This window comes from Corynebacterium sp. MSK019 (assembly GCF_030232425.1).
Taxonomy (GTDB): Bacteria; Actinomycetota; Actinomycetes; order Mycobacteriales; family Mycobacteriaceae; genus Corynebacterium; species Corynebacterium jeikeium_D.
The window spans coordinates 81,354-100,093 of the sequence record NZ_JASPJT010000001.1 but is presented as its reverse complement, the minus strand read 5'-3'; the positions used below and the strand labels follow the sequence as shown (position 1 = coordinate 100,093).

The 18,740-nt window shown below is 59.4% G+C and carries 17 protein-coding genes; 7 read left to right on the top strand and 10 right to left on the bottom strand.

Features of this window, described 5'->3' with window-relative positions:
• Position 1 precedes the first annotated feature (1 nt).
• Complete coding sequence (locus QP982_RS00420; protein WP_049169886.1) at positions 2-1,390, bottom strand: FAD-dependent oxidoreductase; 1,389 nt, start codon at positions 1,388-1,390, stop codon at positions 2-4.
• A 742-nt stretch (positions 1,391-2,132) separates the two neighbouring features.
• On the opposite strand from QP982_RS00420, the gene pta reads away from it, so the two are divergent.
• Positions 2,133-3,458, top strand: a complete 1,326-nt coding sequence (pta, locus tag QP982_RS00415) for a phosphate acetyltransferase (protein WP_241482374.1) — start codon at positions 2,133-2,135, stop codon at positions 3,456-3,458.
• A gap of 5 nt (positions 3,459-3,463) precedes the next feature.
• Positions 3,464-4,660 (top strand): acetate kinase, encoded by a 1,197-nt coding sequence (locus QP982_RS00410; protein WP_069358955.1) that lies wholly within the window; start codon positions 3,464-3,466, stop codon positions 4,658-4,660.
• Between the two features lie 244 nt (positions 4,661-4,904).
• On the opposite strand, the gene QP982_RS00405 is transcribed toward QP982_RS00410, so the two are convergent.
• From QP982_RS00405 to QP982_RS00390, 4 genes are all read right to left on the bottom strand, one after another.
• Positions 4,905-5,756, bottom strand: a complete 852-nt coding sequence (locus tag QP982_RS00405) for a L,D-transpeptidase (RefSeq protein WP_126108212.1) — start codon at positions 5,754-5,756, stop codon at positions 4,905-4,907.
• 113 nt (positions 5,757-5,869) lie between these two features.
• On the bottom strand, positions 5,870-8,326 hold the full coding sequence (locus tag QP982_RS00400) for a serine/threonine protein kinase (protein ID WP_016421523.1): 2,457 nt from the start codon (positions 8,324-8,326) through the stop codon (positions 5,870-5,872).
• Entirely contained in the window at positions 8,323-9,402 is a 1,080-nt protein-coding gene (locus QP982_RS00395; RefSeq protein WP_070595450.1) for a glutamate ABC transporter substrate-binding protein, read from the bottom strand. The genes QP982_RS00400 and QP982_RS00395 overlap by 4 nt, the downstream gene beginning before the upstream one ends.
• Entirely contained in the window at positions 9,399-11,057 is a 1,659-nt protein-coding gene (locus QP982_RS00390; RefSeq protein ID WP_070595449.1) for a GlnX family signal transduction membrane protein, read from the bottom strand. The genes QP982_RS00395 and QP982_RS00390 overlap by 4 nt, the downstream gene beginning before the upstream one ends.
• Before the next feature lie 135 nt (positions 11,058-11,192).
• Between QP982_RS00390 and QP982_RS00385 the strand changes: the two genes are divergently transcribed.
• A complete protein-coding gene (locus QP982_RS00385) occupies positions 11,193-11,696 on the top strand; it encodes an NUDIX domain-containing protein (RefSeq protein WP_049189483.1) in 504 nt (167 codons plus the stop codon).
• 37 nt (positions 11,697-11,733) lie between these two features.
• On the opposite strand, the gene QP982_RS00380 is transcribed toward QP982_RS00385, so the two are convergent.
• The 3 genes from QP982_RS00380 to QP982_RS00370 form a co-directional block, all read right to left on the bottom strand.
• Entirely contained in the window at positions 11,734-12,051 is a 318-nt protein-coding gene (locus QP982_RS00380) for a hypothetical protein (RefSeq protein ID WP_187403920.1), read from the bottom strand.
• A gap of 42 nt (positions 12,052-12,093) precedes the next feature.
• Positions 12,094-12,657, bottom strand: a complete 564-nt coding sequence (locus tag QP982_RS00375) for a MarR family winged helix-turn-helix transcriptional regulator (RefSeq protein ID WP_016421518.1) — start codon at positions 12,655-12,657, stop codon at positions 12,094-12,096.
• A 242-nt stretch (positions 12,658-12,899) separates the two neighbouring features.
• Positions 12,900-13,697 (bottom strand): exodeoxyribonuclease III, encoded by a 798-nt coding sequence (locus QP982_RS00370; protein ID WP_038626705.1) that lies wholly within the window; start codon positions 13,695-13,697, stop codon positions 12,900-12,902.
• Positions 13,698-13,818: 121 nt separating this feature from the next.
• Between QP982_RS00370 and QP982_RS00365 the strand changes: the two genes are divergently transcribed.
• On the top strand, positions 13,819-14,646 hold the full coding sequence (locus QP982_RS00365; protein WP_284870046.1) for an RDD family protein: 828 nt from the start codon (positions 13,819-13,821) through the stop codon (positions 14,644-14,646).
• A gap of 46 nt (positions 14,647-14,692) precedes the next feature.
• On the opposite strand, the gene QP982_RS00360 is transcribed toward QP982_RS00365, so the two are convergent.
• Together QP982_RS00360 and QP982_RS00355 are read right to left on the bottom strand one after the other, a co-directional pair.
• Positions 14,693-15,865 (bottom strand): N-acetylglutamate synthase, CG3035 family, encoded by a 1,173-nt coding sequence (locus QP982_RS00360; RefSeq protein ID WP_284870045.1) that lies wholly within the window; start codon positions 15,863-15,865, stop codon positions 14,693-14,695.
• Between the two features lie 3 nt (positions 15,866-15,868).
• The gene (locus QP982_RS00355) at positions 15,869-16,450 is read right to left on the bottom strand and encodes a peptide deformylase (RefSeq protein ID WP_069358948.1); all 582 of its coding nucleotides are present in this window, start codon (positions 16,448-16,450) and stop codon (positions 15,869-15,871) included.
• A 198-nt stretch (positions 16,451-16,648) separates the two neighbouring features.
• Between QP982_RS00355 and QP982_RS00350 the strand changes: the two genes are divergently transcribed.
• The 3 genes from QP982_RS00350 (at position 16,649) to QP982_RS00340 (ending at position 18,738) form a co-directional block, all read left to right on the top strand.
• On the top strand, positions 16,649-16,993 hold the full coding sequence (locus QP982_RS00350) for a DUF3263 domain-containing protein (protein WP_284870044.1): 345 nt from the start codon (positions 16,649-16,651) through the stop codon (positions 16,991-16,993).
• A gap of 51 nt (positions 16,994-17,044) precedes the next feature.
• On the top strand, positions 17,045-17,959 hold the full coding sequence (locus QP982_RS00345; protein ID WP_070438286.1) for a LytR C-terminal domain-containing protein: 915 nt from the start codon (positions 17,045-17,047) through the stop codon (positions 17,957-17,959).
• A 221-nt stretch (positions 17,960-18,180) separates the two neighbouring features.
• A complete protein-coding gene (locus QP982_RS00340) occupies positions 18,181-18,738 on the top strand; it encodes a hypothetical protein (RefSeq protein WP_049169906.1) in 558 nt (185 codons plus the stop codon).
• Positions 18,739-18,740 lie beyond the last annotated feature (2 nt).

Below are 18,740 nucleotides of genomic sequence, written 5' to 3'. Positions count from 1 at the left end.
GTTACTCGCCCTTGGAGTGGGTGACCATCTCATCCCACTCGACGTACTTCTTGCGTTCGCGACCCTCGGCCTCGCCGGCGGTGCGTTCGGCAGCATCGAGCTTGTGCCAACCTTCCCAGTCCAGGTAGTCGATACCCTTGGACTCCAGCAGCTCGTTGACAGCGGACAACTCCGGCTTCGACGGGTTGAATTTCTTGCCCTCAGCGGCATCGGCCAGCAGATTGGCTACGGCCTCATTGGCATCGCCCTTGGTATTACCAATCAGGCCGACCGGTCCGCGGCGAACCCAACCGGTGGTGTAGAGGCCAGTGATGGCCTCGGCTGCTTCATCCTCGGTGTTGTCGGATTCGATGACTCGACCACCGACGTTGGAAATGACATTCTTCACGTTGTCGAACGGGATACCCGGCAGCGCATCAGAGCGGTAGCCCACGGCGGAGTAGACAGCGCCGACCTTCCAGTCGGTGGTCTCGCCGGTCGGCCGCAGCCCGCCAGCACCGTCGTATTCCATGCGCTGAGTGCGCAAGCCTGTCACATGCTGCTGGCCGTCGGTACCCTCCTCGCTGAGGATTTCCACTGGCGACTCGAAGAAGTGAATGTAGAGCTTGTGCGGTGCGTTCTTTGGCTCACGGATGGCGTAGTTCTCCAGGATGGTGCAGACCTGGTCAGTGATCTTGGAGTTGCGACGCATAATCTCGGATGCGGAGTCGTAATCAATATCGCGCGGATCGACAACGACCTCGACGTTCGGTGAGTAGTCGAGCTCCTTGAGCTCCAGCGGAGTGAACTTTGCCTGTGCCGGGCCGCGGCGGCCGAAGACGTGGACTTCCTTGGCCTTATTTGTCTTCAGAACCTCGTAGACATTGTCCGGAATCTCTGTGACGTGCAGTTCCTCACCGGTCTTCGCCAGGATTCGAGAGACATCCAGCGCGACGTTGCCGACACCGACGACGGCCACGGACTCCGCCGAAAGGTCCCAGGTGCGCTCAAAGAGTGGATTGCCGTCGTAGAAGCCCACGAATTCGCCTGCGCCGAAGTGCTCCGGCAGGTCCGCTCCCGGCGTTGGCAGTGCGCGGTCGCCGACGGCACCGGTGGCGAAGATGACGGCGTCGTAATGCTCCTTTAATTCGTCGAGTGTGATGTCCTTGCCGAACTCAACGTTGGAAAATAGGCGCAGCTCCGGCTTTTCCATCACGCGGTGCAAGGCCATGATGATGCCCTTGATGCGTGGGTGGTCGGGGGCGACGCCGTAGCGGATTAGACCGAATGGAGCCGGCATCTTTTCAAACAGATCGACTTCCACGTCAGTACTGGATTTCATCAGTGCATCGGAAGCATAAACACCGGCCGGGCCAGAGCCAATTACGGCAACGCGGAGCGGGCGATTCATGAAGTGTGTCCTTCTTTCTCTAATGCTTTACGACGGCCACGAGGCCGCGGCGTAAGTAGCTGCCAGCGGTGACCTCGTGGGGGAAAGGAGTTATTGGTGAGCTATCGGTTTATTCGACATTCCCAATGGTAGCGCCCCCAATCGTAGCGATAACTTACGAAAAATCGAGAGGCGAGCATCACATCATCGGTGAGATGCTTTTGAAGGCATACAAAACTAAATGTGACCTTAGTCACGTCTAATGTGGGAATTTGGGCTAGTTCACTAGAAAAACCGCATAAAACCCGCGATTATGCGGGAAAATTGTTGGAATCTGCGGGGAAAAGTGTGGCTACCAGGGGTAACCAAAGAGGTTTGAGTCCGCCGTGAGATGTAAGGTGACTCACAATAAGATGAAAATAATGATTTGGGACTCAGCGGGATTAGATTCAGCAGGATTAGAAGCTCAGCATGATCTTGAGCCTCCGGCAGTCCAACGGCTCGAGCCAAGTCAACGTTTAAATAAGTCAACGATTAAGCGCAGTGCGAGAAAGGAACGTCGGTGAGCGATAAGAACGCCCAAGCGTCCACCAACAACTCCGCAGTCCTGATTACTTCAGTGGACCGCGCAGACAATCTGCAAGATGTCATTACGGCATTGTCTGAGGCACTGGGTGGGGCACGTTGCCTCCACACTGTCGGTGGGGCGCACGGCGCCACCGTGGATCAGGTTGTTGTGGATCCGGAATCCGCGCTTGACACCATCGTCAGTGCTGTTGAGGCTGACCGCGCTGCTAACGAGGGGGCGGCTGTTCTGACCGGCTCCGGCAACCTCGATTTTGACTTCCGCATTGCCACCGTCGCCGGCGCCGGTGTCATCGTTGTCGCTGGCGGCGAGGGCTGCCACACAGAGGCCGCAAAGGCTCGCGTTCGTTTGGCTCTCAGCAGTGCAGCTCAGCGTCACAGCGAGGTACTCGCAGTTGTCCTTACAGGGGAGGAGGCAGCTGAGGCTGCTAAGACTCTCGAGCTCGACGTTCCCGTTGTTGCCGTTGACGATGCTGAGGGGCTGCGCAAGGTCGTAAGCCGCGAGGTCACCGCAGTGATGACTCCACAGCGTTTCCAGTGGTGGCTATTGCAGCGCGCCAAGGCTGATAAACGCCACATTGTGCTGCCAGAGGGGGACGATGACCGCATTCTTGAAGCCGCTGATTACCTCCTGCGCGAGGACATCTGTGAGCTCACTATCCTCGGCGACCCGGATGCGATGAAGGCACGCGCCGCCGAACTGGGTTTTGACATCGACGCCGCCCATCTCTGGAACCCGCAGACCTCCGAATATGTTGAGCAGTTCGCGGAACAGTTCGCAGAGATGCGCAAGGCCAAGGGGGTCACGCTGGAGCAGGCCCGTGAGACGATGCGGGACATCTCCTACTTCGCGACGATGATGATTCACAATGGGCTTGTCGACGGCATGGTGTCCGGTGCAGCCCACACAACTGCGCACACCATTCGTCCGTCCTTGCAAATCATTAAGACCAAGCCGTCGGCTTCCACGGTGTCGTCACTGTTCCTCATGGTTATGGACAACTCGCTGTGGGGTTTTGCGGACTGTGCGGTGCTGCCGAAGCCTGCTCCGGAACAGCTGGGTGAAATCGCGGTAGTATCCGCCGAGACTGCAGCTTCCTTCGGCATCGACGCCCGCGTCGCCATGCTGAGCTACTCCACTGGAGCATCCGGCACAGGTGAGGATGTGGACCGTGTGAAGGCGGGTCTGGCCAAGGCCAAGGAGCTGGCTCCGGAGCTCGCTGTCGATGGTCCGCTGCAGTTCGATGCTGCTATTGACCCGTCTGTGGCTGCGAAGAAGATGCCGGATTCCTCCGTTGCGGGTAAGGCAACTGTTTTCGTGTTCCCGGATCTGGACGCCGGTAACATCGGTTACAAGATTGCCCAGCGCTGTGGTGGTGCATTGGCAATCGGCCCGATTCTGCAGGGCTTGAACAAGCCGGTCAACGACCTTTCCCGTGGCGCCACGGTGCCGGACATCATCAACACGGTTGCAATTACCGCTATTCAGGCTGGAGGAAACTAATTATTATGTCCCGTCACGTACTTGTTTTGAACTCCGGTTCCTCCTCTATCAAGTTTCAGCTGGTAGATCCGGAGAAGGACTCAACGCAGCCGCCGTATGTCTCAGGTCTGGTGGAGCGCATTGGTGAAGAAGACGGCATTATTAATCTGAAGTTCTCCGGACAGAAGATTGAAATCACTGAGCCGATCGCTGACCACGCCAGTGGTCTTGACCGCGCGTTCGAGCTGATGGATGAGCACGGTGTTGGTCCGGAGTCGGTGGATATTGCGGCCGTCGGTCACCGCGTCGTTCACGGTGGTCGCCTGTTCTCTGGACCGGAGCTGATTACCGACGAAATCGTCGGCATGATCCGCGACCTTATTCCGCTGGCGCCGCTGCACAACCCGGCCAATATCGTAGGCATCGAAGAGTCTCGCAAGCTGCTTCCGGACGTGCCTCACGTCGCCGTCTTCGACACTGGTTTCTTCCACACCATGCCGCCAGCTGCTGCTCTGTACCCGCTCAACGCAGAGGTCGCATCGAAGTTTGATATCCGTCGTTACGGCTTCCACGGCACCTCGCATGAGTTTGTTTCCAAGCAGGTGCCGGACCTTCTGAATAAGCCGGCAGAGGAAATCAACCAGATTACGCTGCACCTGGGTAATGGTGCGTCGTGTGCGGCTATCCGAGGTGGCCAGGCGGTGGATACCTCGATGGGGCTGACCCCGCTGGCTGGTCTGATGATGGGTACCCGTACCGGTGACATTGACCCGGGCGTCATCTTCCACCTCTACCGCAACGGCATGAGCATCGACGAGATCGACAATCTGTGTAACCGCCAGTCCGGTCTGAAGGGTGTCTCTGGTGTCAATGACTTCCGAGTCCTGCAGGAGCGCATGGATGACCACGACCCGGATGCTTGGGCTGCGTACCAGATGTATGTCCACCAGCTGCGCCGCTACATTGGCTCTTACATGCTGATTCTCGGCCGCCTCGATGCCATCACCTTCACCGCCGGTGTCGGTGAGAACCATGTCGGTATCCGCCGTGATTCGATGGCTGAGCTTGAGAACTTCGGTATCAAGATTGATGACGAGCTCAACTCCCAGCCGAATGACGGCCCGCGTCTGATTTCGGCGGAGGACTCGAAGGTCAAGGTCTTCGTGGTACCGACCAACGAGGAACTGGCCATTGCTCGCTACGCAATGAGCTTCGTGGAGTAGGTTTTGGGGCAGGGGCCCTGGCGAGTAGGCAGGACCCCCTGTAACCCTCCGTAATCGACGGCTGCTAGATGCCCCATCTGTTGAATCCGCAGCTGTGACCCAACAAAAATGAGCTCGCTCCCACTGTCTTCCAAACTGGAAGAACCTAGTGGGGCGAGCTCATTTTTCACCGCCGGGGCGACTGCGCCTATGCCTCAACAGGCTCAGTCACCCGGTCATCGTTTCAACGCATCAGCGCAGCTAACTACCAGATGTAGACGCCGTCGCCGACCTGCAGGGTATCGAAGTACTTCACAGCATCATCGTGGTTCAGGTGGATGCAGCCGTGGGACATCTGACTAACAGAGCCCTCGTGGAAAGCTTCGCCGTCGTTGGTGAAGTACACCGAGAACGGCATCGGACCGTTGTAAGGACGGGACCACTCATCGCGGACCTTGCGGGTAACGCTCAGGTGGCCGCGGGTGGTTTCGTAACCCGGCATACCGGAGGACATTGGCACCGGACCGTAGGTGATGTTGCCATTTTCCTGCAGCCAGGTCTTCTGGTTAGCCAGGTCAACGCATGCGCGGGCGCTCGGCGGGCACGGGTTGTTTGGCTCTGGGCGTGGTTCAGGGCGTGGCTTCTGCTCTGGCTGTGGAGCAGGGGCAGGCGCCGGCTCAGGCTGCGACGGCTCGTCCTGGCCCCCCAGCAAACCGAAAATCTCGTTGACGACGCGGGTGGCTTCGGCCTTCTGTGCAGCTGGCAACGGCAGGCTGTCGATGGCGTTCAGCAGCTGAGTTTTGACCTTGTCCGCCACCTGCTTGTTGTTTTCAGCGAACTTGAAGTTTTCATTAATCAGAGCGACGACCGAATCCGGCAGCTTCACCGAAGAGGAATCCAGTACCTCAGAGAGCTCAGGGGCAAGGTCGCCCGAATTCAGAGTCGAGATCTCCGGCAGCTTGAGGTCCCGAACACTCTGGCTAAGCGACTGCAGGTCTGGAGAAACCGGCAGGGCAACGGCAGTGCCGGCCCCAATACCAAAGGCGGTGGTGAGGGCTGCAGCGCTGATAATTACGCGCTTAGCGCTGCGGAGAGAGGATTTCGAAGAGGCAAACATAGAGGATATCTTAAACCACGAAAGGCAATTCTCTCTTTATTCACCAATTCTGGGGTGGCGCTCAGGCCCACAACAGCATGTTTGACCAGGTTCGGTAAGGAGCTGTTAGAGAGCTAACGCCAAGTCCGTGGCCGAATGAGATTTGCGATATCCACCAAGTTGTAGCGGTGTCGCGGAAACTGCGAAGAGCGTGCCAGCATCCGTAAGTCTTTTTCCAATCCTTCACGCAGGCCGGCCACGGTAAAGGGCGCATCGAAAAGACCATTGGAGCTAGCTGCATGGTCGAGGTTCGAGCTGCGCAACCAGTTCAGCGCGGACGCCATCACGGCGATGCGCAGCTGTGGCATGCGCGGTTCATTCGTCGGCAGCTCCACCAGACGACGCGCAGCACGGCGAATTCTCGATTCAGTTAACTCGGAGGGCATCCCTGAGGTGAGCATCAGAATCGTCGTCAAACGTGCCATGCGATGGTGACGGGAGTTACCGGGTACGCGGTCAAGCTGGGAGATAGCCATTTCGTGTTGGCGCTCAGAGGCCAGCTGACGAGCTAGCCCGAAGGCGGAGGATACCGTCGTCGGGTTGGCCGCCCACACGACGGCGTAGAGACGCAGGGTGTTGAAACGAATCGTCTGAGGCGACAGGGACTCGCTGGCCCAGGCGGGGGAGAAGATCTCGGGCGTATCGGCAGCGACATTATCCAGCGCGCTGCTCAAGTTCGCGGCGGCGCGGGCGACAGCGGGCTCGAGGAGAGATGCGTTGGCGATGCCCAAGCGCTGTTGAATCAACTCGAGAGTCGCTGCCAGCGCCAACTTCGGGGCGGGCTCGCCGGGCAGCATCGTCAGCACGTGGTGGAACGAGGCGAGGGCATCGTTGAATTGGTCGAGAAGCAAATAAGTCACGCCCTCGTACCAGTGGTAACGCCAATCGCGCTGCAAACGTTCAGAGACATCGCGGAGGCTGTCGCGGGCCTCATCAATTAATCCGAGGTCCAGTTTCGCACGCACGATGCCCAGTGGAATTTCCACGGAAGAGCCATACTCGGGTTCGGACAGCGCATTGGTCAGTGTTTCGATAAGTTCGTTGGGCTCTGTAAACGACGAGGCACTCAAGATGCGCGCACCCGGATCTGTCGGGTTAATCAGTGGTACAGGCAGCGCGAAGGTCACTTCTTGCGGAGTGATTTCCACGCCGCGGGTGATGCCGTCGACAAGCTGATCGGTGCGGAACACCAGGTGCTTGGTGCCGTACGTGGAACGCTGCGGCGAGAAATTCGACACCGCCTGCGGGAATTGCACGCCGTCGCGCACCGCCAGAATCTCGCGCAATACGCCGATGAGCTGCACACTCATCTCTTCGGCAGAACCGAAGCGAGCCTCCGGGTTCTCGTGGCAAGCGCGTAGTAGGAAGCGGTAGAGCGAGTAAAAACGGCGGAATAGAGGCTCTTCGACAGGTGAGGGTAGCCCCGGGTCGTAGACGCCGTTGGTCGCCGGCAACTTCAGAATCAGGGAGGCCAGCGTGCGGCCGACTGTGTAGATATCGCTGGCAATCGTCGGTCCCGTCGTGGCAATCTCCGGCGCCTGGAAACCGGGCGTGCCGTAGATATGGCCGTAGGCGCCGATGCCGGTGACCGCGCCAACGTCGATAAGCGTGACGTGGTCTTCGCTGAGCAGCACGTTGTCCGGCTTCAAATCGTTGTAGACAACGCCGCGCGAGTGCAGGTAATCCAGCGCGGGGAGCAGCTCCAGGATGTAGCCAATCGCTAGGTCACAGGGCATGACGCCGTCTGGGTAGCTCCGTCGCTGCTTGCGTAACGACGGGCCGCCGACGTACTCCATCACAATGAAGCCGGTGGCGCTGTTGGCGTCCGTCTCATCGATGAAGTTGATGATCTTCACAATTCCCGGATGCGAGATTTCCGCGAGGAACTCGCGTTCCGCCTGGACTACGGCGAAATCCTTCTCGTTTTTCGCTGCCATCATGCCCTTGAGCACGACCCAACGATCCGAGACATTGTGGTCAATCGCCAGATAGATCCAGCCGAGACCACCGTGGGCAATCGGTCCCACAATCTCGTACTGATCCGCCACGATATCGCCGGCTTTCAGGCTCGGCGCTGGCTTATTCGTCGCTCGAATCTTCTCATCACTCATTACTGCATCGCGCGGATCCTGCGTTGTGATGTACGGCAGGTGTACCATGCCGTCGGCGACAGTGCGTCCGCGGTGTGCATTCGATCGCCTCCGGCGGAAGTCCTCCAACGCTTTCCGGTGCGAGGCCATCGACGGATCTGGCGTCTGGGTGCCGGGTTGGGTCGTCGCGCTTGACGACGAGCCCCCGCGCCCCAACAATTCGGCGATATCGAACTCTTCGTCATCGTCATCATCGTCCGCAAAAGGGTCGAAGGCGACAGCGGCAGTGCCGGGCTCTTGTTCGTCGTCTTCATCGGCGAATGGGTCGAAGGCGACGGCCTGAGTGGCAGCTGCCTCTGCCTCTGCGTGAGCATCCTCCTGGGGCTCCGGCGTGTACTGGGGATGCTGGGCTTGCTCGGAGTACTGGTTTTCGTCGCTCATCGGTTTTCCACCTCGCCTTCTGGAGCAGCTTCCGGTGTGGGGGAGATTCCAAGTATGTCTTCGTCGTCGCCGTACTGTGGCGATGGCTGTGTACCGCTTGGCAGGAAGGGGCCGAACCAAGTGTCGTAGAGGGACTGCCAGGTGCCGTCGCTCGCCATACGCTCCAGGGTCGCGTTGATTTGGCGAACTAGGCCTGGGTTCCCCTTGGATACACCGGCCGCGTAGCTTTCCTCGTTCAAGCCCCGCTGGACAATGGCGGTGGCCGGATCTTGGTCGTTGATACCAGCGAGAATGGTGTCATCGGCAACGACAATCTCTGCCTGGCTGTTTTGAAGTGAAATGAGGCAATCCGACCAGTTACCGACCAACAGCAGCGTATTGTTCGGCGAGAGCCGTCGAATCAAATCCTCGGTAGTGGATCCCCGGGAAACGCAGATGCGACCGTCCTCGACGTCCTCGGGGGAAGCATCGCCACCCGGCGAAGAGACTAGAACTCCAGCTCGTGCTGTCAAATACGGTGCGGAGAACAGCACCCTTTCGCGCCGGGCATCGGTGACCGTCATAGTGCGCAAAACGACATCGACAGTGCCGTCTTCGAGTGCGGCAGTGCGTTCGTTGCTGTCGACGAACCGAAACTCGACAGCATCGGGATTGTCAAAGATGTCCCGGGCAATCTCTTGTGCCAGGGATACTTCAAACCCCGAGAGCTCTCCAGTGCTGAAGTCGCGGAAGCTGAGCAGGTTCAATGATTGGTCAACACCAACGATGATGCGGCCGCGCTGGTAAATCTCCGGGATTCGCTCTTCCGGTGTTTGGTCATCGGGGGCGAGTGTGGACAGATCTGGGGCGTTGGCTTCTGCCGCAGGCTTCCTCGAGGAGGCTTTGTCGTAGAACGCGCCCGGTGGCAGGGGGAAGTCACCGGTGGCCTCCAGGATTGTGCGCGAGTAGGGATCGTCGGCAAGCGAATCGGTCGCGCAGGCACTGACGGTGAGCCCGGCGATGGCGAGTGCACCAAGGACGGCCCTGCGCCGCCAACCGGCGAGACTGTGGAGCGACGGGGAGAACGAAACGATCATAGGTACTCCAGAAGCCGGTGTCGGAAGCCGAAAACAACCAGAACTGCCGCGATGACGGTCAGCGTAACCGTGGCGAGGGACAGTGCCGCGATAGCGCGACGGGATTGGTCGAGGTTCTCACGGGCGGTCAGGCGGGACTCGGCGATGGAATTCTGTAGCGACTCATCGACCTGGTTGAACGCAGTCGCCGACGAGCTGGCATTATCCACATCGGTCGCGATGCGAACCGCACCGGCGTAGTCTCCTGAACTCAAGTGCCCCATCATCAGGTTGTGGCCGGACTCCCAGCTGTAGATACCGTGGATGGCGGCTCTGACATCGTCGTCCGGCGCGTTGGCGTCCACTCTTTCCAGCTCGCCGACCAGGGTGCGCACCGACTGCGAGAAGGACTCCGCATCCGCGGGCTGACGGCGCACTAAGCCGAGGGTTTCGCTGGCGCGTAGCTGCTGGGCATCAATGCGTACTTGGGTTAGGGCATGAACGTCCGGGCGCTGCTCTCCGAAGAGGGAGTTAGACTGCCACGGCTGAGTGGTGGCGATTCCCACACCGACAAGTGCGATGGCCATCAGCATGGTTGCACCAAACAGGCCGACGTTGAATAGTCGACCGGTGCGGCGAGTCAGCCACCACTGTGTGATTAGCAGCATCAAAATTGCCGCTGCCAGGCCTGACATCGGGAAAAGAGGTGGTTTCGATAGTTCGCGCTGCTCCTCATTAGTGGTGGTACTGGTGCGTTCGTAGAGCGATTTTGCAGCTGGCAGAATCTGGACCTGCATCAAGTTTGAGGCAGAGGCGAGGTACGCGACACTGACGGGGTTGCCCTGGCGCGCATTCGCGCGAGCTGTCTCGACCATGCCGGTGTAGACCGGCAACAGTCGCTGTACAGTCGCGACATCCTTCATCTCTGGATCATCGACGTTTTCAATGCCCGTAGCTGCGCGGGTAGCGGACATGGATGCTTGTGCGATGACATCGTCGAAGTTGCTGACCAAGTCCTGGCTGCTGTTGAGCGTGCCGCGGGAAAAAGCGGTGTTGGCCGACGCATCGGCAATCGTCAGCGAGGCATAGAGATTCTGCGAGGCATTGGCCATCGGCTCGCTCAGTTGTGAAATTCGGGTGAGCTGCTGCTGGCGTTGCGAGGTTGTTTGCCACATGGATAGGCCGGCTGCCAGGATAGCGACGATGAGGATGAGGGCGACTATGGTCAATCGGCCCGGTGACGTTATCAAAAATGACGCTGACCGGCGCACATACGTGGCCGACGGGCCGAGTTTGTCGTAGAGGCGCTCACCGAGAAAACGTGTCAATCTCCGGTTGCGCGGGCCAATCTCCAGGGCATCCACGCGCAAGTCTGTATCGCGCGGAGAGTCTGCCAGGGCTGTTGGGGTTGCGGCCGTTGCTGGGGCATTAGCCGAGGACTCTGTAGTGTCCAGAGCAGTTGATGGTGCCGCGCTCTCGGGAGCCGGGGTGGAGGCGGGAGTATCTTTCGATTCCTTTGCCGCCTGAGCCGCAGTGTGTGTGTCTAAGCTTTCGCCGCCGGGAGTGGTGCGACCGCTGAAACGAGTTCGGCGTGGAGCGCGATTCTTGCGGTGGAATGGGTTTCGGCTTTTGTCGTGGGCGCGGGAATGAGGCGCACTTGAAGTGGTTTCACCCATGTGCACGTGTCCTTCCGACGTGACCGAAGTCGCCTGCGACAATCTCTCCGCTCAGAGCAACGTTAGTTCCTTGCAAATCTTAGTCGCTCGGGCTTGTGACGGAAAACACAAGGGTATCTGGCGTAGGGTGGAGACATGCTTCAGGATGGAAATGGTTGGGCAGCCGGCCCCAACGGTACGCGCTGCTGGGGACGCTTCGGAGCTGCAGGGCTGCTGATTGTGAGCCCTCAGCGCACGGTGCTTATGCAGTATCGAGCTGACTGGACATCGTTCCCCCTAACGTGGGGTGTTCCTGGTGGGGCTTGTGATTCTCATGAGACTCCTGAGGCGACCGCGCTGCGTGAAACGGCTGAGGAAACTGGGCTGCTGGAGCATCAGCTTCGCATCCTCGACACGCAGGTCACCACCGGGCCCTTCCCGGCCGATCCGGACCGCCCCGAGCTCGCCGGCGGCTGGAAGTACCACACGGTCTACGCACTAGCTGCCGAAGAGCTGGAGACGAATCCGAACGAAGAGTCTCTAGAGCTGCGCTGGATTCCGCTTGACGACGTCGACAGCCTCGATCTGCTGCCGCCTTTTGTGGAATCGTGGCCCCGGGTGCGCGCGCACCTCGAGAAACTGCTGGAGGCCCTTGACTAGGTGTCGGCTTCGCACCTACCGGCGCTCTCTGCGTCGACTACTTGGAGTCGGCAACTGCTGCCGCGCCAGCGGCCAGCGCGGTGACGGTCAGGACAGACGGCCATGCGCCAATCTTCTTAGCCAGCGGGTGTGAGAGGCCGAAAGCGCCGAGGTAGGCGGCCACTAGGCCAGCGGCTCCCAGGGCGCCGGTCTTTGCGCTCCAGGTGCGTGCTGCGTATGCGCCGGCGGCACCCAAGATGACGCCACCGAGCGGACGAATGCCTGTTTCGCGAGCGGTGAGCCAGCCGCCGATGAGGCCAGTGGCCACGAGCGGAGCGGTCTTTACGTCTTTTGCCTTCTTCAAAGTAATAGCCATAAGCATCATCGTACCTAGTAAGAAGGGCTTGGCGGCGCGCTTTTAGAACGGCTCCTGGCGGCGCTGGTGCTCCTCAACATAGCTTTCCGAGTGCTCCGCCAGCTTCAGTAGCGAGGGCAGTGCCTTAATGAGCGCACGAACGTCCTTTTGCGACATTGTCCGCACAATTTCGTACACCAGCGCACCCCAGTGGTCGATAAGTTGCTCCAGCAGCGTCTCGCCATCGCTGGAGACATAGAGGTTCTGCGCACGGCGATCCTTTGCATTGTTCTCGCGTTCAATCAGTCCGTTGTCGAGTAGACGGCGAACTGTTGCCGAAACGTTGGACGGGCGCAGGAAACGCAGGCGTGCAATGTCGGATACGCCGCAGCCCGGGTGGGTTGAAATAAAGTGCAGTACTTCCATTTCCGACTGGGAAATGTCCATCCTGGCATTCGGGCGCTCACCGAGGCGGCGAGTCGACGCAAGGAAGTCATACAGGCCGATGGAAATCTTCTGCACGCTTTCGCGCAGGGATTCATCGGACTCAGTCGAGTCATCCGCGGTGGGGAAGCCGCTCGCTGGCTCCGGGGTAGTGGTGCGCTGAGGGGAGCGTGCAGAAGTCATGATCTTCCTTCCCGACGTAATGAATTGATGTTCTGAATAAACACCTTATATCGTCGAAATAACTTTCTGTGGTGAAAATTTGTAGATTGAACAAAAAGTTAGACTCATAAGTGTTGTGCGGGTGCTTTATCGCCCATTTCTGCCCCTGATTTTAGGGGCTGGCAGCAAAGACTCCGCTTTACGACGGCCCCAGCGACACCCCCTAGTAGGAACTAGGCCTACGCGCTTTTCCGCCCGTTTATCTACACTTCGTAATCCACAATCACCGGAGCATGGTCGGATGCGCCTTTGCCCTGACGCTCTTCGATGTCGATGAATCCGGCGGACGCCTTTGCCGCGAGGTCGGGGGAGGCGAGCTGGAAGTCGATGCGCATGCCCTCATCCTTGAAAAAGCGGCCAGCCTTGTAATCCCAGTAGGTCCACTGGTTTGGGGTGAATTGGCGAGTTACTTCCTTCATGCCCGCCTGCTCCAGCGCATAGAAAGCTGCGCGTTCAGGCGGTGTGACGTGTGTTTTCCCTGCGAAGGCTGCCATTGACCAGACATCGCCGTCGGTCGGGGCAATGTTGAAGTCGCCGCCCATCATGAAGGTGGCCTCCGGGTCGTCGTCAAGCGTGGCGATGATGTGCTGACGGAGCCGCTCCAGAAATTCGAGCTTGTACTCGAAGTGCGGGTCGGTGATGTCGCGGCCGTTCGGGATGTAGAGGCTATGGACGCGCACGCCACCGCAGGTAGCGGCGATATGGCGGGCCTCCAATGCGGGAGTTGCGTCGGGGTCCTTGTTGAAACCCGGCTGACCGGGGAACTCTGCCTGGATGTCCTCAAGGCCGACGCGGGAGATGATGGCAACGCCATTCCACTGATTCAGGCCGTGGTGGGCGACTTGGTATCCCAGCTCTTCAAAAGCAGCGGTGGGGAATTGGTCGTCCTTGCACTTGGTTTCCTGGACGGCCAGGACATCAATGTCATTCCGGCGCAGCATTTCCACCATTCGGTCGAGGCGAGTTCGAGCCGAATTGACGTTCCAGACACAGATTCGCATATCAACGATTGTAAAAGGGGAACGAAACGGCGGCCTCATGCGTTGAACAAAGCAGTGACAAAATAGGCGGACAAAAACGGATAAGGTGGGCGGAAGCCCGGTAGGAAAGGGAGTTTCGAGGTTGGCTAACTGGGACGATCGCCGTTACGGCGGCGAGTACAGTCCGACGGATTACCTGGGTAGTAGTGGCAGGAACGCTTATCGGGAACACGACGCATATGCGGCGTACGATGCGGCAATGCCGTATCAGGAAGTGCCATATCCGGTAGCAAACATTCCGGTCGGCTATGAAAGCGGGTACCCCGCTAGCTATGGGGTGTCTTCCTTCGGTGAGCTCAGTGCTAATCCCAAAGTCGCGCCGCTGACCGCTCAAATGGCAGTACACCTGGGCTTTGACCCCAATCTGGCCAATGGCTCAGTGGCACGTCGTGGTGGTGCGCTGTTGGTGGATTCTGTCATCTACACTGCATTGATTGCCTCCATTGCAGTTCTCACTAGCATCGTGGGGACATCGGACAGCGGCGTAATGGTGATGCTGATCAGCCTCTTCCTCGGTCCCGGTGGTTTTTACCTCTACCGCGTGGCGGGGGACTCCATCTTCGACGGGTCGCCGGGTAAACACGCCATGGGCATGAAAATCGAAGGTGCACACGGGATGCCAGTCTCAGCCCGCGATGGTTTTGTGCGCAATGCCTGGATTCTGCCGTCGATGATTCCGGTCGCCGGTTGGTTTGTCTCTGCGGGCCTGGCCGGCTGGATTGCAATGGCTGCCTCACGCGATCCGCTGGGGAGAGGTCGTCATGAACTCTCGGTCCACACCCGTGTGGTGGAAAAGCCGGAGACGCGCGAGCTGCCGCGCGGGCAGCGCCGCATGGACAATCGCATGGGTAGCAAAGAGCAGCAGGGCAAGCAGCTGAAGCGGATTAAAAGGGTTAAGCGCGGGAAGTAGGGCGATCAGGGCGAGCAGCGCAGGGCCGAAACGTAACCCCCGGCCCCTAAGCCCCTGTCAGCTCCGCGTAGCGGTGCCGGTGGTGCTCGGTAAAACCGAGTGTCCGGTATAGCGCAATGCCAGCCTCATTTGAGCCCAATACCTGCAGATATGCAGAATCTGCCCCGTGTTGTGCGCCCCAGTGCATCATGTGAATTCCCAGTAGGGTGCCAAGTCCTCGGCGGCGCATATCGGCTGCGACTTCCACAGCGGAGAACCCGAGCCACACACGGCCGTCGTCCGATTCGGTCAGCGTGCCGCGCGTAATGGCTACCGTGCGTATGCCTTCAGGCGCATTGTTGTCAGGCACTTGCAGGCGTCCGAAGCACATGCGGCCATCAATTTCATTGCGCAGAAGCTGTAGTGCATGCTCGGGCAGCGTGGTACCGCGGAAATGGTAGAGCCCCAGCCAGTCGTCGTCAGGTTGATCAGCGATATCCACCTGCACGTCTGCAAGCTCGACGCTGTGCTCATCGAGCACCTGTTCGGCGCTGTGCTCATCAAGCACCTGTACGGCGCTGTGCGATTCAGCTGCCAATTCAGCAGGCGGCAAATCCCCATCGAGTGAGCGCGTCATAACCACAATGTCCGGCCCGACCGTCCACTCCTGCCCCGCGACCAGCGCCTGTGCAGGTTTGGCGATTCTATCCGGAATCGCAATCCGCACCGGCAAATCGTGGGAATCGTAAAACGACTTAATCTTCTCCAACGGCACCGGCTGAGTGCTGGCTCCGGGTTCGAGCGGCAGCGCGGAGTTGGAACGCTCCGTAATGCCATCGCCGGCTCGCAGCAGCCAGCCCGACTCCACCACATGCGCGATACCCGGGAAGGCCTTCGCTGTCGCAGTTTCCACGGCGCGAATATCCGAATTGCGCACCGGATGATCCGGCAGGGCCTTCACAATCAAAATGTGCTTATCGCTAAAGTCCACCGCTGCCACGGATTCGTCGGCACGCACGCCAGCACGAACCTGCGGACGCACGACGAACGGATCCATGCTGAGCACGTGCCCAATGACGTCCGTAGTCTTCTTGCCGCTGGCCAGCGCCTCTTCATCGGTTAGCGCGCGCCGCACAATGACACGACGTCCCACCGCCACTTCACCGACACCCCAGCGGGAAATCGGGAGCTTCTGTGCTGCATTTTCGCTTGCCGACGACTCCAATTGCCTATCCGCCACGATCTAATCCTCGTGGCCGAACGGATCCGGATCCACGCCCGGCATCCAGGTCAGGCCGCCCTCGGTCCAACCGGCGCGCTTGATTTCCTTCTTGGCCATGCGCTTCCAACGACCGGTGAGGCAATCGGTGTAGAGGAACCCATCCAGGTGGCCGACCTCGTGCTGCATACAGCGGGCGAAGAAACCGGTGGCCTCGATGCGAACCTCTTCGCCGTTTTCATCCAGACCGGTGACGACAGCCTTCTCCGCGCGGTTGGTGGGGAAGGACAGGCCGGGCACAGAGAGGCAACCTTCGTCATCGGAGCCGTCGTCGTTAGGCATGGTCTTCGGGATTTCACTGGTGGTCAGCACCGGATTGATGACGCAGCCGCGGTGCCAGACGTCGTCGTCATCGGGGCAGTTGTAGACGAACAGGCGCTTGCCGACACCCACCTGGTTGGCAGCCAGCCCCACACCGTGGGCGCGGTCCATGGTTTCGTACATGTCCTCGATGAGCTCACGCAGCTCGGAGACATCCTCGGTCACCGGCTGGGTAGGAGTGTGGAGAACGGGGTCTCCGGCAATCACAATGGGACGGATAGTCATGCCGCTGATTCTACTCGGCGTCCATGTTTTCTAAATCGCCTGGTGATGCCTGAGTTGTGTCAGGGAGTTGTAGGTGGGGCGTAGGTGAGGCTGGGTGGCTAGATCTGACGATGTATCTTCGCTAAGTATCTGCATAGACAGTGTCGTGCAGAATAGAAAATCAGGGCGACTGAGAAGGAAAGCGGGGTGCGGAAAGTGGTGAGCAAGAAGCCCATAGGTGGCAGCCACGAACCTGAGGCCGAGCGGTGGCTTGACTCATCCGAGCATCTCGGACTCGCGGGCGATATCGGCGGCATTGAGCCCATTTTGGCGCAGAAGATGCTGGATTTTGAGAAGGAATGGCTGAAAGTTGCCCGCCGTGGGCCGCGTATGGCCGGTGCGCGGCAGGAGGCAATTCGGCGTCGCTTTGCCGAGGACTTCGGCAACAACACAATCCGTTACCACCAGGTACTTTCGCGACTTCTCGATTCTCCGGCAGCCGAAGCGGCCGAACCCGTGTTGGTTCATCGGCTGCGCGCCGTGCGGGACAACCAAGACGCATAAGGTTCAAGTTTCACTTCACGGTTCGGCGGCAGAACATATAGGATGTGGGATGTGTCTGACCAACTAAACCCTCAGAATTCGCCGCGTCCGGGCCGTCATCGACTCGATGACGACTTCGACGACTTCGATGAGTACAGCGATTACGCGGAGGCTCCCGCCGCTGGCGGCGCCCATGCGTACTCCGAGCCGTCGGATGCTCAACACACAGCGCCAAAATCTGCGGCTCCCGCCGCTGGTGCAGCTGCTGCTGGTGCCACCGCCGCCTCGACCGGTGCCAGCGCTGGGGCTGCTAGCAATTCCGCAGCTGCTGATGGTGTTGATGACGGCGACATCGGCGACGGTGCCGGTGATGGCCGCTACATGCGCGTTCTCGCTATCGTGCTGCTCGCTATCGGCGTGTGCCTGGTCGCCTACGGTGCCTATGCACTCAGCACACGTGGCGACGATGCCGAGAACACCGGCCAGAATGACACCTCGGCATCCGCTCCGGTTGACTCTGGTGCGCCTGCTGACTCGGCCAACGGCAGTGATCCGGCAAAGGATGGTGCTGCTGGAGATGGTGACGGCGAGGTTCCGCCGCCGCCACCGGCAAATGAGCCAGGCAAACCGGTTCCTCCCGCTGAGAATCCGCCGGCACAGGATGAGGCCAACGAAGCGCCCCAGATTGACCGCAAGACTGTCAAGGTCAGTGTCCTGAATAACTCTGAGGTCGTGGGCCTCGCCGATGACCTGTCCAAGCAGATGGGCGAGCAGGGCTGGGGCGCCGGCGAGACCGGCAATGCTCCTGAAGAGAAGATGGGTGTGTGGGAGAAGACCACCGTCTACTTCGACCCGAGGAACGAAGAGGAAAAGGCCGCCGCTGAGCAGATCGCGCATGACAACGGTTGGGAAGCCGCACCTCGCGATGACCGCCTCCGGGACGCTCCGGCGGGAATCGTCGTGGTCGCCACTGACCCGGCTCACTAGACTCCCGGCCCACCAGGCTTTGGTCTCTCACTAAGGTTTGCGGCCTAAGCGTCAAAACCTGCCGCCGTGGTGCGAAGCCCCATAGCTTTCCAAGTCCCGCGTAAGCCACACATTTCATGGCCTACGCGGGGCTTTTGCATATTTTGCAGTCTCAAACAGATCACGGCTGAAAAAGGGGTACTAGTATTCTGCTAGTAGCCAGTGAGGTCTGTGAGGTTTTTATGTTCGCCGTAAAGCGTCGTCGTGTTGCTGTCGCCACCGCGTTGGGTTGTGCTGCAACACTGTTGGTGTCCTGCTCGGGGGTTGAATCCAGCAGCGACAAGGACGGGAACGCAGGCGCGTCGACAAGCACTGCGCCAGTGAGCGTAGATCCGGCTGCACCGAAGCTGACCGAGCGAGTCAGCGCCTATAACTTCATCCGAACAAACGACGACGGATCAATGAAAATGCTGGCAACTGTACAGGTCATGAGCGCCAAGGGATGGATGGGCCTTTCCGACGAAAAAGGTCAGTTCACTACCTTGGATAAGGGCAAGTACACAGTGCAGGCGCGTGGTGCATCTGGCTGCAGTGGCATCGGCAGCCCCGCAACCGAAGGGTTGGGTGTCATCGGCGAAGTGCACGTCGATGACAAACGGAATGCAGATGTCTGGAACGTTCCGTCCAAGGTGGATGAAGACAGTTTCACCACAGTTGCGCTTGTCGATTCCAACGGTGACCTTGCCTCGTGCGCAAAAACCGTCACCTGGACGGAGCCAACTGAGGAAAACGACTCCTAGTG